The sequence below is a fragment of the Corynebacterium ulcerans genome, assembly GCF_000767685.1.
Classification (GTDB): Bacteria; Actinomycetota; Actinomycetes; order Mycobacteriales; family Mycobacteriaceae; genus Corynebacterium; species Corynebacterium ulcerans.
Window position 1 is genome coordinate 1,198,442 of record NZ_CP009622.1, and the last position, 14,231, is coordinate 1,212,672.

12 protein-coding genes are annotated in these 14,231 nt (G+C 52.5%); 4 read left to right on the top strand and 8 right to left on the bottom strand.

Annotation, left to right across the window (positions count from 1 at the left end):
• The first annotated feature begins 140 nt into the window (after positions 1 to 140).
• The 4 genes from CULFRC11_RS05465 (at position 141) to CULFRC11_RS05480 (ending at position 5,187) form a co-directional block, all read left to right on the top strand.
• The gene (locus tag CULFRC11_RS05465; RefSeq protein ID WP_031270276.1) at positions 141 to 1,316 is read left to right on the top strand and encodes a ferredoxin-like domain-containing protein; all 1,176 of its coding nucleotides are present in this window, start codon (positions 141 to 143) and stop codon (positions 1,314 to 1,316) included.
• A complete protein-coding gene (locus tag CULFRC11_RS05470; protein WP_023635678.1) occupies positions 1,313 to 1,963 on the top strand; it encodes a precorrin-8X methylmutase in 651 nt (216 codons plus the stop codon). Before CULFRC11_RS05465 ends, CULFRC11_RS05470 begins: the two co-directional genes overlap by 4 nt.
• The gene (cobJ, locus tag CULFRC11_RS05475; RefSeq protein WP_023635679.1) at positions 1,960 to 3,465 is read left to right on the top strand and encodes a precorrin-3B C(17)-methyltransferase; all 1,506 of its coding nucleotides are present in this window, start codon (positions 1,960 to 1,962) and stop codon (positions 3,463 to 3,465) included. The genes CULFRC11_RS05470 and cobJ overlap by 4 nt, the downstream gene beginning before the upstream one ends.
• Before the next feature lie 261 nt (positions 3,466 to 3,726).
• Positions 3,727 to 5,187, top strand: coding sequence for an amino acid permease (locus tag CULFRC11_RS05480; protein WP_038620545.1), 1,461 nt, complete (start codon positions 3,727 to 3,729; stop codon positions 5,185 to 5,187).
• Positions 5,188 to 5,189: 2 nt separating this feature from the next.
• On the opposite strand, the gene CULFRC11_RS05485 is transcribed toward CULFRC11_RS05480, so the two are convergent.
• The 8 genes from CULFRC11_RS05485 to tatA form a co-directional block, all read right to left on the bottom strand.
• Entirely contained in the window at positions 5,190 to 5,921 is a 732-nt protein-coding gene (locus CULFRC11_RS05485; RefSeq protein WP_023635680.1) for a cobalt-precorrin-6A reductase, read from the bottom strand.
• Entirely contained in the window at positions 5,909 to 6,682 is a 774-nt protein-coding gene (gene cobM, locus CULFRC11_RS05490; RefSeq protein WP_023635681.1) for a precorrin-4 C(11)-methyltransferase, read from the bottom strand. The genes CULFRC11_RS05485 and cobM overlap by 13 nt, the downstream gene beginning before the upstream one ends.
• Positions 6,683 to 6,690: 8 nt before the next feature.
• On the bottom strand, positions 6,691 to 7,977 hold the full coding sequence (locus CULFRC11_RS05495; protein WP_031270277.1) for a bifunctional cobalt-precorrin-7 (C(5))-methyltransferase/cobalt-precorrin-6B (C(15))-methyltransferase: 1,287 nt from the start codon (positions 7,975 to 7,977) through the stop codon (positions 6,691 to 6,693).
• A gap of 38 nt (positions 7,978 to 8,015) precedes the next feature.
• The gene (locus CULFRC11_RS05500; protein WP_023635683.1) at positions 8,016 to 8,789 is read right to left on the bottom strand and encodes an SDR family oxidoreductase; all 774 of its coding nucleotides are present in this window, start codon (positions 8,787 to 8,789) and stop codon (positions 8,016 to 8,018) included.
• Entirely contained in the window at positions 8,756 to 9,898 is a 1,143-nt protein-coding gene (locus CULFRC11_RS05505; protein ID WP_023635684.1) for a M24 family metallopeptidase, read from the bottom strand. The genes CULFRC11_RS05500 and CULFRC11_RS05505 overlap by 34 nt, the downstream gene beginning before the upstream one ends.
• A 39-nt stretch (positions 9,899 to 9,937) precedes the next feature.
• On the bottom strand, positions 9,938 to 12,697 hold the full coding sequence (locus CULFRC11_RS05510) for a DEAD/DEAH box helicase (RefSeq protein WP_023635685.1): 2,760 nt from the start codon (positions 12,695 to 12,697) through the stop codon (positions 9,938 to 9,940).
• A gap of 18 nt (positions 12,698 to 12,715) precedes the next feature.
• A complete protein-coding gene (gene tatC / locus CULFRC11_RS05515) occupies positions 12,716 to 13,804 on the bottom strand; it encodes a twin-arginine translocase subunit TatC (RefSeq protein WP_023635686.1) in 1,089 nt (362 codons plus the stop codon).
• Positions 13,805 to 13,911: 107 nt separating this feature from the next.
• Positions 13,912 to 14,196 carry a Sec-independent protein translocase subunit TatA gene (gene tatA, locus CULFRC11_RS05520; RefSeq protein ID WP_013911467.1) on the bottom strand — a complete coding sequence of 95 codons (285 nt, stop codon included), beginning with the start codon at positions 14,194 to 14,196 and terminating at the stop codon, positions 13,912 to 13,914.
• Positions 14,197 to 14,231 lie beyond the last annotated feature (35 nt).

Genomic DNA, 14,231 nt, shown 5'->3' on the forward strand with positions numbered 1-14,231 from the left:
CAGGGTGATTGCTCTGTGAATTTTCCATTCATATCAGGCATATATAGCGCGCAAAGTGTCAAAAAACTTAAGAAAAGTGTTTATTTCAACAAAGTTTCACAGGTCACAATGTTGGTTTAAGTGTGTTTGCTTTTACTATCATGTTGCGCATGACCCACCCTAAAACCTCGCAATCAGCAGTACTGATTGCTCACCCCGACCGTAGCCGTTCTGACATGTGTCCTGGTGCGCTTAAGCTGCATCACGCTACGGATGGATCTATTGGGCGTGTTCGCTTCCCTGGCGGGCGAGTACGCCCAGAACAATGGAAAACGATTGCCCAGATCGCTCGGGAACTTGGCGATGGAACAATCCACATCACGACTCGAGGAAATATGCAGTTCCGGGGTGTGCAAGATGAAACACAGTTTGCCACCGTGGTTGAAGATGCTGGATTCTTGCCTTCACGGAGCCACGACAAGATCAGGAACATTCTGGCCTCTCCCCTACACCCTGAGCTACGGCCGCTAGTAGAAAGCTTAGATGCTGCGCTTTTAAGCGATGACGTAGTCTCGGGTTTATCTGGACGCACCCTCTTTGGCTTTGACGCAGGCGAAGGTGACATTCTGAGCCAAAGGCCCGACTTTGGCGTCATAACAATTGATGATGCACACCATATGATCCTGGGCGGGCAGATCACTGAGATTCGTCTGAATACCCTAGACCTCATCCCTGAGGTGCTTACTTTTGCCGCGCGAATGTGGCAAGAAAATCGCGAAGACTCATGGCGCCTCCATGAAAGTCCATCTATACGCGCGTACATCCTCGATCAAGTCCAGACGCACTTTGCCGTGGACGCACAAGCGGTAACACCTCCAGTCATTGAGGGATCTGCGCGTCCGGTTGGTTGGATTGACCTTGGCAATGAGCGTGTTTCTTTGGGAGCAGGGCTTCGTTTTGGCTTCCTTACTGCACAGGTTGCTGATATTTTAAGCGCGATAGATGCAGAGACAACGATTACTCCTTGGGCATCAATCGTGATTCACGATCTCCCACACCATGATGCAGATGCCGTGGTGAAAGTGCTGGCACCGCTTGGGCTGATTTTTGACCAAGAATCACCATGGCTACGAGTAACCGCGTGTACCGGTCTGCCGGGTTGCCAGAAATCTTTATCCAACACCCAAAAGGATGCAACGCAGTTGGTCCTTTCAGATAAAGCACCAGAGGGCCTTGTACACTTTTCAGGGTGCGATCGCCGTTGCGGCCATCCCCTATCCCATCACACGGAATACGTTGCCACCGGCGACGGAGAGTACGAGGTATCAGCAAGGTGAGTTTTGACTACATCACCGACGGCAATGAGATTTACCGTCAATCCTTTGCGATGATTCGTGAGGAATCCGATCTCAGTAACTTTGATCCAGACCAAGCACAAGTTGCTGTCCGTATGATTCATGCCGCCGGTGAGGTAGACCTCGCCGAGGACATTGAGTTCTCGGCGAACCTTGTTCCTGCAGCTCGAAGCGCACTCAAAGCGGGAGCCCCCATTTTTACTGATGTCAACATGGTAAAAAGCGGAGTCACCCGTAAACGACTCCCCGCAGACAACGACGTAATCTGTCTGCTTAAAGACGAACGCATCCCAGAACTTGCAGCCCGACTCGGCACCACTCGATCTGCCGCAGCAGTAGAACTATGGACTGAGCGTCTCGACGGCGCCATCGTAGCTATCGGAAACGCCCCTACAGCGCTCTTCCACTTAATGAACTGGCTTGCTGAAGACACCACCCGGCCGCGTCCCGCCGCAATTATCGGGATCCCCGTAGGGTTCATTGGTGCTGCCGAATCCAAATCAGCTTTATCCAATGTGGCCGCAGACCTTGGCACTGAGTTTGTCACCGTCCATGGACGTCGTGGCGGCTCCGCCATCACATGTGCTGCTATTAATGCTCTTGCCACAGAAAAGGAGATCCTCCCGTGAGTGAGGCACGACTCATTGGCGTAGGGGTAGGCCCGGGCGATCCCGAACTGTTAACAGTCAAAGCCGTGAACGCTATCCGCACCGCAGATGTGATTGCTTACCATGCTCGGCCTAATGGGGCATCGGCTGCACAGAAGATCGCCGAAGCTTATTTAACGGACACACAAGAGCATGTACTCCTGGAATACCCAGTGACAACGGGAATCACTGATCATCCCGGAGGGTACGCCGGAGCTATGGCCGACTTTTACCTTGATGCTACCCAGCGACTTCGCGCATACCTACAACAAGGCAAAATCGTCGCCGTATTGGCGCTCGGCGATCCCATGCTTTATAGCTCGTACCAGCACTTACACAAGCATCTCGCAGAAGAATTTCCCGCAGAGATCATCCCAGGAATCCCCTCTATTACTGCTGCAGCTGGTGTCTTGGGTATGCCGCTATCTGAGGATGATGAAGTTCTCTCGATCATCCCAGGAACGCTTCCTAGCGCTGAACTAACCCAGCGACTTCTCGATTGTGACACAGCGGTCGTGATGAAGCTGGGACGTACGTTTAAAAAAGTTCGACAGTGCCTCATAGACGCAGGAGTTGCCGATCGAGCGTACGTCGTAAAGCGTGTAGGCATGGAGGGACAAAGCACAATCCCTGTACTTGAAGCTGATCCGGATTCTATCCCTTATTTCGCAGTAGCGGTTGTTCCCTCGTTGGTGCACCAAGAACATGGCGTACCGCAAGAAGGACACCACCAGGGTGCTGCCCTAGGAGAAGTCGTAGTCGTAGGCCTCGGGCCGGGTGCCTCACGGTGGATAACACCCGAGGTCACTGCTGAACTAAAAAACGCCACCGACATTGTCGGTTATTCCACCTATGTCAATCGCGTGCCCCTGCGCGCCGGGCAACGTCGACACCTCTCCGATAACAAGGTGGAAGCTGAGCGCGCAGCCATGGCCTTAGACATGGCAAAACAGGGAAGAAAAGTTGCGGTGGTTTCTTCTGGAGATCCCGGCGTATTTGCCATGGCTGCAGCAGTGCTAGAGACAGCCGATGACGAACAATGGCGCGACGTGCCGGTTCGTGTTGCCCCTGGCATGACCGCGGCGCAAGCCGTGGCAGCTCAAGTAGGCGCACCTTTAGGCCATGATTTTGGGATGATCTCTTTGTCTAACCGGCTCAAGCCCTTTGAGATCGTGGAAAAGCGTATCCGTGCGCTCGCAGGTGCTGACATGGCTTTTGCCTGCTATAACCCTGCTTCAAAAGAACGACGTTGGCAGGTAGCAAAACTCAGAGAGATTGTTTTGGAATACCAGCCGGAAGATACCCCCGTCATTGTGGCTCGTGCGGTGGGGTCAGACCAGGAAAATGTCGTGGTGACTACCCTGCGAGACTTTGACCCGGACATCGTCGATATGCGCACTATGGTGATCGTGGGAGCGTCGACAACGCGTCAATATATGGGCGCGGATGGACTCCGCGTTTTTACTTCACGACGCTACGAATAACCCAAAAGGCTATTGCTGTGTAAAAACCGCGGTAGCCTTTTGCTATAGGTTAAGAATGCGGCTCGAATAAGAACTGTGAACAGCTGTTATATGCACTGAATACAAAGCGGTCTAAACTACTTCGGGTAGCTGAAGCCGGCACGAAAAACGTGAGGCAAGAAACTTCGTGTTCGGACGAATACGCGTTATTGCATTGGTGAGATCTTAGCTGCGACCTCGTCTCGTAGACAGAGAGGTCTTTTTTAGAAAGGACTCATTGCGATGAGCGCCAATGATAGTGGCTCCCCTATTCAACCCACGACGACGCTACCACCTAGTACAAAGTTACGGCAGGTTCGAACTTCTCGGATTAGACGCAACGGTGGCTTAAAACATCGGCACCTTCATTTCATTGCCTTAGGATCTGCCATCGGCACAGGACTTTTTTATGGTTCAGCTGGGGCGATACAAGCAGCAGGTCCTTCGGTTTTGCTTGTCTACCTACTTGGCGGCGCGGTAGTTTACTTCATGCTTCGAGCATTGGGCGAGATGGCGGTTCGCAACCCTATTTCCGGGTCTTTTGCAGAATATGCGCGTGAGCATATGGGTGGCTGGGCCGGCTATATCACTGGGTGGATGTTTGCTTTTGAAATGGTCATAGTCTGTTTAGCCGACCTCACCGCAATTGGTATCTATATGAAGTTTTGGCTTCCACACGTCTCGCAGTGGGTATGGGTTGTAGTAACTCTGCTGATAGTAGGCGCGGCGAATATAGCCACTGTAAAAGCATTCGGAGAATTGGAATTCTTTTTCACGCTTATCAAGGTCGGTGCTGTTATCGCGATGATCGTTGGTGGCGCGGCAGTACTTGTTTTTGGCCTGAGTAATGCAGAGACTGGACCTGCAAATCTCGTTGCGGACGGCGGTTTCTTCCCCAACGGCATAAAGGGGATGATTGCATCCTTCATGTTGGTGCTCTTTGCTTTCGGCGGCACTGAAATCATCGGTGTGGCAGGCTCAGAAGCAGAAAATCCAGAAAAGTCGATTCCACAAGCAATTAATACTGTTCCTCTGCGTATTTTTGCTTTTTATGTTCTCGCGATTTTGGTGATCTTGTTGATCAACCCGTGGCGGACTATTACCGGCGATGAGTCTCCTTTTGTTCAAATATTTGATTCCCTCGGGGTAACGTGGGCAGCAGCTCTGCTGAATGTGGTGGTGATTGCGGCGGCGCTGTCAGCAATTAATGCGGACTTATTTGGCGCGGGGCGAGTTCTTACTGGACTAGCAAAACAAAACCTTGCGCCGAAAGCGATGGCGCATACCTACCGTAATGTCCCTGTCATGACCACGGTTATTCTGGTCATCGTGCTGATCATCGGAGCGGCCCTCAACGTGGTACTGCCCGACCGCGTGTTTGAGATCGTTGCAGCATTAGCCACGTTTGCCACCGTATATGTCTGGTTGATGATTCTTCTTGCGCATCTCTTCTCACGGAGAAAAATGAGTGCTACAGAAATAGCAGCTCTAGGCTATAAAGTTCCTTTGTGGCCGTGGGGACAGTACTTTGCCATTGGCTTTATCGCTTTTACTTTTGGAATCATGGTGTGGCTTCCTGAATACCACCTAGCGCTTGCCGTGGGAATCGGCTTTTTAGCAGTCATGACCCTGATGTATTTTACGTGTGCCAAGCGCCATCACCGCATAATTGACGGCGCTGTATTCGTGGATAACGAGCGTTAATTTTAGAGTTTTTGTATGACGTCCATGACTTCTGTCGCAGAAGCAGTTGTGTACGCTGCGTGAGGCAAAACAGGGCGCTGGACCATGATCACGTCAATTCCAAGCTCGCGTGCTGCGCTCAATTTAGCGCTTGTCAACGGACCACCAGAATTTTTGGTGACAACGCAATCAATCTGATTATCCACCATGAGCTTCTTTTCATCAGCTACGGTAAAAGGACCACGAGACATAATCAATCGGTGCCGCTGCGGAAGTATCACCTGCGGCGGCTCCACGGTGCGTATTACGTACAAGTTATGAGGATCCTCGGCAAAAGGGGCAAGTTGCTGGCGTCCGATAGTAAGAAAAATATGGTGATAATCTCTAGCAGCCAGGCGGGCTGCCTCGGCCATTGAAGAGACGGGTCGCCAACGATCTCTGGGGCCAGCTACCCACGCAGGGCGATGGAGTGCGATGAGCGGAATTCCGGTGGCTCGTGTGGCTTCCGCAGCGGAAATACTAATACGCTCGGCAAAAGGATGCGTGGCATCGATGACTACTTCCACGCCTTCCTTGATCAGCCATTGGGTAAGACCCATAGGGCCGCCAAAACCACCAATGCGCACTTCTCCTACAGGTAGTTTAGGATTCGCAACTCTTCCTGCGAGCGAGCTAGTAACATGCCAGCCAGCGTCGTAAAGCAACTGAGCGACTTCCCGAGCTTCGCCAGTGCCACCAAGAATCAGTGCACGCATGGAATAGTCCTTCCTTCTGCATCGCGAGGACGTCCATCAGAATAGAGGAAGGAATCCGGGAAGCCTTCGGCAGTTAAAACCCGGCCGACAACGATGATCGCGGTGCGAGTAATGCCTGATTCTTTTACTTTTGCCGCAACATCTGCGAGAGTTCCCCGAACAATTTTCTCCTCTGGGCGGGAAGCAAAAGCGACAACGGCGACCGGGCAGTCCTCGCCATAATTAGGAATGAGCTCTGCTACCACACGGTCGATATCATGGGCTGCTAAATGTATGCATAACGTGGCTCCGCTTTGCCCCAGCGTGGTTAGATCCTCGCCCTCAGGCATTGCTGAAGCCCGTCCAGATACACGCGTTAAGATGACGGTTTGACCTACCGTAGGTACGGTCAGCTCGTGTCCTAATGCTGCAGCAACAGCTGCAAAGGAAGGTACCCCAGGCACTATCTGATAATCCACGCCATGCGCGGTGAGACGCCGGGCTTGTTCGGCCACAGCAGAATAAATGGCAGGATCGCCGGAATGCAGCCGTGCGATATCTTTTCCCTCGGCGTGTGCGTCGAGAATGCGCTGGGTAATTTCATCTAACGGCATACGAGCGGTATTGATGACCTCGGCATTGTCTGGAACAGAGTCTAAGACCTCAGCCGGAACAATAGAGCCAGCATACATACACACTTGGCAGGTGCTGATGAGTTTTTGTGCGCGTAGCGTTAACAAATCTGCGGCACCTGGACCGGCGCCAATAAAATAGACAGTCATGTGTACCTTTAATTTTCTACGGTTTTATCAATGGCAGTGGTGTTGGATTTGGTAATAACCCACTGAAGTACAGGCAGCGCTGGCTTCATCGTGGTAAACGATCCCACGTTATGCTCCTGCGAAATATCGAAACGCGCCATGGTTCCGCCCAATGCTTGTCTTAGCTCCCAGAGCATTGCTTCGCTTTCAATTGTCACTGCGTTAGCTACAAGACGGCCGCCTATCGGAAGCCTAGCCCATGCGGCCTCAAAAACCCCAGGTGCTGTGAGTCCGCCTCCGATGAATATGACATCCGGAGATGTAGGGACCTCGTCGAAAGACTGGGGTGCCCCGTTGTGGATGGCTAAGCGGTCGATAACGCCTAGCGTCCGTGCGTTTTCTGCGATGCGGTTGCGGCGTTCCTCAACGACCTCAAAGCAGACTGCAGTTGTACCAAGTGCGGATCGAAGCCACTCGATAGCGATGGAACCAGAACCCCCACCAATATCCCATAAGGTCTCGCCTTGGCGAGGAGCCAAAGCCGATAGCGTAAGAGCTCGGACGTGGTGCTTAGTTAGCTGGCCATCGGAGAGATAGTGGGCGTCGGAAAGCCCAGGAAGCATGCTCTCGCCCGCACGTTGTAGAGAGACCGCAATAACGTTGAGGGCGCTCGTAGCGGTAGGAGGATTTTCTGCAGTTCCTGAAGCTATGGCCTCATCGGGGCTACCCAAATCGCTGAGTATTGTTACGTGTGCGTCTGATTGGTTGAGCTCAAGTAACAGGTCGCAGATACGGGCAGGAGTTTTTTCATCTTGCCCGAGCACCAGGAAATGTCCACCGCGTTGTATCGGAAGCACAAGATGGTCTACAGCGTTGGTAACCAGGCTATACACGGGAGTTTTGTCAAGGGGCCATCCTAGACGCGCACACGCAAGGGATGCTGAAGAACTATGCGGGATGACTGTAATCGAGTGTTGCGGAAGCATCCGTATGAGTGTTGACCCGATGCCATGGAACATCGGGTCGCCGGAGCCTAAGACCACCACATTCTGGTCTGTTAGCTCTGCAAAAATCTCCGGGATCTTGGGAAGCATAGGAGACGGCCATGGGCGGCGTTCCGCGGGGACATCATCAGGGACGAGTCCTAGCTGACGCCACGAGCCAATGATCACTTTTGCCTGGTAGATGGCCTCGCGCGCTTGGGATCCCAACTCATCTACGCCACCGGCGCTAATCCCTACCACGGTGATAGAACCCGTTGTGGCTACTGAATCTCCTACCGCAATACGCCGTAACGAGGTCGCTTCCGTACTCATAGAAAAAATTCTAGCGATACAAAAGGCATTCGCTGTGATCAGCGTGGCATATGCCGCCATATTGAGCTAGGAACCACACGCATGAGGAGGGCTAGTGTTATGAGGCGCCGAGGTATCCACAGTGTGGCGGACCTCCTTCCAGTGTTTATCTCCCGTACAACAGCTTGGGCCACGACATCCGGTGTCACAGACATAGGCGCAGGAGACATTCCAGCAGTCATTCTTCCAATCACAAACCCAGGTCGAGCAGTGATCATGCGGAGATTCGTTGCGTGTAAAGCCATACTGAGGCCTTGACAAAAGGCGTCTAAGCCAGCCTTAGTCGACCCGTAGACGTAGTTAGCTCGCCGAGCTCGCCAACCAGCGATAGAGGAGAAAGCCGTGATGGTACTGGGTTGAGAGTTACGCTTCATGCGATCCGAGAGGACAGTAAGCGCAACAATCTGTGCCGTGTAGTCTATCGTGGCGATGTTCGCAGCATGGTGTTCATCAACTTCGGCGGTCTCTTGGTCTCCGAGAATGCCGAAACATACTACGGCATGTTCAATATCGCCGGAATTTTCTATTATCTTCCGATGTGAGCGCAGGTCGGAAGCATCGAAAAATTCAGTATGTACTGATACGGCTCCCACGTCCATGAGCTCCGCACTAAGGTCTTTGAGAGCTTCAGTGCGGCGCGCAGCGAGCACCACATGGCGGCCAGGCGCTAGGAGTCGCGCTATCTGCCCGCCAATCTCGCTGGTGGCTCCAAGGATGAGCAAGGTGCGAACGTTGGAGGTCACTGGAGCGTTCGTGGTTGGTTGTTGAGACATTCGCAGCCGTTTTCTGTTACCACGACAATGTCCTCAATACGTGCGCCGAAACGGCCTTCGAGATAAATGCCGGGTTCGACGGAAAATGCCATGCCTGGTTGGAGAACAAGGTCGTTTCCTTCCATGATAAAGGGCTCTTCGTGCGTTGATAAGCCAATGCCATGGCCGGTGCGGTGGATGAACGCGTGTCCGTAGCCTGCCTCCGAAATAATATCGCGGGCTACTTTATCAATGCTTGCTGCGGTGACCCCAGGTTTAATAGCTTTAACCGCCTCTTCCTGTGCACGGAGAAGCACATCGTACATCTGTTGCGCGTCTGCATCTAAGAGATCAGGGCTGCCCCCAACAACATAGGTTCGGGTGCAATCCGAGTGATAGCCCACACCGTAAGTACCACCGATATCAACCACAACCATGTCTCCGGGTACGAGTTCGCGATCCGAATAATCGTGGTGCGGATTAGCACCATTGACCTGACTTCCTACGATCACAAAGTCGACTTTGGAATGGTCTTTCTTGATAAGTACAGCCAAGTCCTCGGCTACTTCGGCTTCTGTCCGCCCCGGTTGCAAGAGGAACGGTACTTGTGCGTGGACCCTGTCGATAGCTTGGCCAGCTGCTCGTAGTTGCTCGATTTCTTCGGGGTCCTTGGCCACGAACAACTCGGCTAGAACGGCGGTTGCCAATACCGTAGCTGATTGTTCCCCCAGGATATTTTGAAGTGATATCAAGTGATTAGCCGTGAGATCCTCTCCTACGCCAACGATCGTGTGAGGAGGTTCCCCCAACGCACTTATCACGGCCGCATAGGGGTCTTGTCCGTCTATCCAACCGAGAACGTTAATACCAAGAAGCGGAACAGAGGATTTCCGTAAGTCACCTCGATCTACGTCTGGTACAACAAGGGTGGGTTGAGCCCCGGAAGCCGGAATCACCAGGGCCGTAAGCCGCTCGTGTGTTGAGATCCAAGAACCGGTGAGATAGGCAAATTGTGCGCCGGCTCCGATAATGAGTCCGCTTAAACCCGATTCGCGCGCAAGAGCAGCTGCGCGTGCGATCCTATGTGCATAGACTTCGGGGGCGAAACCTCGATATTCATTGATAGACATAGTGCTTATTCTAGAGAACTTAAAGCTTATCGACGCCACCTAGCTGCCTATAGCGACCACACCGCGTCGTATTGCTTCAATGGCAGATCGAGCAGATTTTTTCGTCTCATTGCTGTAGGCAGTTGACCTGATCTGTTCGAGTAAATCAATAACCTGACGGCACTGCCGCACAAAATCACCTGCGGTGAGCTCCGCCCCTGATTCTGCGGCAGCTGCGAGGCAATAGCCAAGTGGCGCGCCAGCCGTCCATTGATGAATAGCTAGAGAAAAACCAGCTTCTGGATACTTGGTTACAGGCAACTGGTAGCGGCGTTCATTAACGCTGAGCTCGTCCCAGAGCCGGAGTGTGTTGTTCATTGCCGCGGCCATGGGTTCCGTCGCAGCTTCCGGCTCACCACGCGTTTCTTTACGATTCTCAAATGTGCACATGCTGACAACGCCGGCAAGTTCTGCGGGGTCGAGTCCATCCCAGATTCCGCGTTTGAGGCATTGTGCTACCAACAAATCCGATTCATTGTGGATTTTGGCAAGGTTTTCTCCTTCTTCCGTTACCTGTGGAATGCCATCGATAAACTCCACGTAGTCGAGTTCTCCGAGTAACCCCAGGATTCGGTCAAACGTCTTCCCCAGGGTGTCAGTGGCGGTTTCTACCGTGGTACGTAGCCGAGATGTCTCTTTCTGCGCGCGCGCGAGTTTTTCTCCGATCCGTGCAAGGTCTTCCCTGTTATCCCACTGATGAGCTGGGTGGGAACGTATGCGCGCGCGAAGCTCAGTGATCTTTTCCGTTGGCCGATTACGCTGCTGAGCCTTAAGACGCTTAGGCCGAGAGTATGTGAGTTTTTCAAACTGTTTGACCACATACTTAGAGTTTTTCCGAGGCTGGGCGATCGTGGCGCGAGAGAGCTTCATATGGCCTACCACCACAGGTGGCATCGGGAAAGCAGCGGTATCCACTCTCCCCGACCAACCAGATTCCATAGTCACCCAAGGCTTAGGGTCGGAGGAATTATTGGAAGGCTGCACAACCACGGCTAATAGCGGGCGTTTTTTGCCCGGCATAGCAATCACATCTCCGAGATTAAGGCTGGCTAGGACCCTGCTAACCTCTATCTCTCGTTGTTCCAATGAGTGCCGTTTTGCCCGGCGTTCCTCATCAGTAAGCTCACGTCTGAGGTCAATGTATTCTACAAACTTCTCAATATCTTCTTCGGGGATATGAGCGCTGAGCTGTGTTTCAAGTTTTTTAACCCGGGCTTCGGAGCGCTCTATGTTCCGTACAACGTCCACCACGCTGCCATCTGCTTGGAACTGCGCAAACGACTTTTCTAAGAGCCGGTGCGCCGGGGTAAACCCGATGGTTTTTAGCAGGTTAACCGACATGTTGTAGCCGGGTGAGAAGGTCGATATGAGCGGATAGGTTCGCGTTGATGCAAGTCCTGCCACGGAACGCGGATCCATTGCTGGCGCCCACTGGACCACAGCGTTTCCGATGATATCGATGCCGCGGCGGCCTGCGCGGCCAGTGAGCTGCGTGTATTGACCAGGAGTGAGATCTACGTGAGCTTCACCATTGTATTTGACGAGTTTTTCTAGGACGACTGTCCGGGCTGGCATATTAATGCCAAGCGCGAGAGTCTCCGTAGCAAAAACAGCGCGCACCAGGCCTTTAGTAAAAAGCTCTTCAACTATGTGCCTAAAAGCAGGCAACATTCCAGCGTGATGGGCAGCAAAACCACGCATCAATGCAGATCGCCACTTGCGGAAATCAAGAACTTTCAGGTCCTCTTCTGGGATACCGGCGACTCCGGCGTCGACGATTCGGGCGATTTCTTCTGCCTCTTGTTGATCCGTAAGTACGATGCTGGAACGCATACACTGATATAACGCGCCTTCGCATCCAGCACGGGAAAAGATAAAGGTGATTGCTGGAAGCATCTCTTGGCTTTGTAGAACATCAAGAACCTCCGGACGCCCAAGAGGGCGGTACCGGTCTTGTCTCGGACGGCCTGAACGTGAACTATGAGAGTCTCCTACGGACGAACGCGCACGGAAGCCTCCAGCTTTGAACTGAGCACGCCCTCGGTCGATTGTTTCCTTTCCTTCCAACCGATCAATGTGATCTTCAAGTCGGGCGTTGACCTCACCGCCTGAATCTGGCTCAAATAACGGATGGATACGGCGTCCCACCATCATCCACTGGTTAAGGGGAACCGGTCTGTGTTCAGAAACAATAACTTCAGTGTCTCCTCGGACTGTTTCAAGCCAGCGGCCAAATTCCTCCGAGTTGCTGACAGTGGCAGATAAGCCAACCACGCTGACAGATTCGTCAAGACCGAGAATCGCTTCCTCCCATACCGCGCCGCGAGATTTATCGGACAGAAAATGGATCTCATCCATGACCACGTGGGTAAGCCTGCTTAAAGCCTCTGATCGCGCGTAGATCATATTTCGGAGAACTTCAGTGGTCATCACCAGGACGTCGGCATCGTGGTTGATGGACACATCTCCGGTGAGTAAGCCAATAGCTTCTTCTCCATGGGCCTCAACCAAATCATGGAACTTCTGGTTGCTGAGCGCCTTGATCGGCGTGGTGTAAAAGCATTTGGTGCCACGGGAAAGCGCCAAAGAGACTGCAAACTCTCCGACTATAGTTTTGCCGGCCCCTGTCGGCGCACATACCAAAACTCCGCGGTCATCTTCAATGGCTTGGCATCCCTGAAGCTGGAAATCATCAAGGGGAAACTTTTGCCGAGAGATGAACTCGCGGAGATGAGAGTCAGAGGCTGGCGTAATCGTCATGCCTTAAGGCTACTGTGCCTAGAGAACGTCGTCGAAGTTGGTACCAGAATCTAAGGGTTTTGTTTGTTTAAGCGGAGCAGGCCGCGTAATAGGCCGAGCATTAATGTCGCTGCTTGACTCGAAAGTAGAGGACGCAGATACAGGACCTGAAGCCGTAACAGGGTTGGGCGAATCGACTCCTCCTGCGTGAAGATCGAGTGGTGACGCTGACTCATCATCAAGATCCATCCAGCTGGGCCGCGAAACATTTCTGCGTTTGTCGTTTATCCGTGCAAATTGCATGGCGACCTCGACCAGTAAGGTGAGCGACACTCCGAGGGCAAGCATTGAGAAGGGGTCTTGGCCGGGAGTCATAAAAGCCGCAAAAATGAACAAAACAACGGTAATGATTCGCCGTTTATCTTTAATGACCTCGTACGGTAGAACCCCCACGATATTGAGCATCGCGATAATCAGTGGAACTTCAAAGCTCACTCCAAACATGGCAAGAAGCGCCAGTATGAAGCTGAAATAACGGTCACCAGATAGCGCAGCGGTTTGAACATCGTCGCCTATGCCTAGGAGGAATTCAAGACCATAGTCAAGAACAAAGTAGGCAAGAACCGCGCCAAAGATAAACAGCAGCACAGCAATGCTGACAAAAGAAAATGTCCAGCGTCGTTCGTTCTTCATCAGCCCAGGGGTGATAAACGCCCAAATCTGATACAGCCAGATCGGCGACGCAAAGACCAGACCAGCCAATGCGCCTACTTTAAGGCGCAGCATGAACATCTCAAACGGCGCAGTTGCTATCAGCCTGCAGGTGCCATCATGCGTAAGATCTGCGCGCTTTTGTGGGGGAAGGTCGCAATAGGGACCACGGAGAATATCGCCCAGAGACGGGATAGAAAACCAGTAGAGGTTAACGGCATGCTGGTACCAGATAAAACCGATGATCGTTGTGACTATCACGGCAAAAACAGAAATGATCACTCTGCGTCGTAGCTCTTGAAGGTGCTCGACCAGGGACATTTCGCTATGGTTTTGTTTCTTTGCCCGCGTAAACACTTTCTTAAGCCCACGGCGTGGGACAACGCCACCTTGCGGGGAAGCTTCAACCGAGCTCATTAAGATTCCTGCCTACTGCCTTAACGTAAAAATAGTGACCTTGTGGTTTCCGCAGATTACTAGGAACCACAAGGTTTTATTCAGAACACGGTAGCTAAATAAAACGCTTATCCGTGCTGGGGATTCTGCTGTTGCTGCTGGGTTGGGTATTCAACCGGAGCCTGAGTCTGCGGAGGAACGATGCCATTTTGCGGCTGAACATAAGGCTGCTGCATCAGCTGCGCCTGCTGCTGCTCGGCACGCTGGTCATCATTGCTCATTTCCTTGACTTCAGACTTGAAAATACGCATAGAACGGCCAAGCGAACGGGCGGCGTCTGGAAGCTTCTTGGCACCAAAAAGCAGAATAACAATGAATAGAATGATGATGATTTCGGTAGGACCAAGGTTCATGGCGTACCCCTCACTGTGTCATAGGACCAAAACAG

Coding starts and splice junctions, on each gene's coding strand:
- CULFRC11_RS05465 (WP_031270276.1), top strand. CDS start 141: ATGTTGCGCATGACCCACCCTAAAACCTCGCAATCAGCAGTACTGATT.
- CULFRC11_RS05480 (WP_038620545.1), top strand. CDS start 3,727: ATGAGCGCCAATGATAGTGGCTCCCCTATTCAACCCACGACGACGCTA.
- CULFRC11_RS05485 (WP_023635680.1), bottom strand. CDS start 5,921: ATGCGTGCACTGATTCTTGGTGGCACTGGCGAAGCTCGGGAAGTCGCT.
- cobM (WP_023635681.1), bottom strand. CDS start 6,682: ATGACTGTCTATTTTATTGGCGCCGGTCCAGGTGCCGCAGATTTGTTA.
- CULFRC11_RS05495 (WP_031270277.1), bottom strand. CDS start 7,977: ATGAGTACGGAAGCGACCTCGTTACGGCGTATTGCGGTAGGAGATTCA.
- CULFRC11_RS05500 (WP_023635683.1), bottom strand. CDS start 8,789: ATGTCTCAACAACCAACCACGAACGCTCCAGTGACCTCCAACGTTCGC.
- CULFRC11_RS05505 (WP_023635684.1), bottom strand. CDS start 9,898: ATGTCTATCAATGAATATCGAGGTTTCGCCCCCGAAGTCTATGCACAT.
- CULFRC11_RS05510 (WP_023635685.1), bottom strand. CDS start 12,697: ATGACGATTACGCCAGCCTCTGACTCTCATCTCCGCGAGTTCATCTCT.
- tatC (WP_023635686.1), bottom strand. CDS start 13,804: ATGAGCTCGGTTGAAGCTTCCCCGCAAGGTGGCGTTGTCCCACGCCGT.
- tatA (WP_013911467.1), bottom strand. CDS start 14,196: ATGAACCTTGGTCCTACCGAAATCATCATCATTCTATTCATTGTTATT.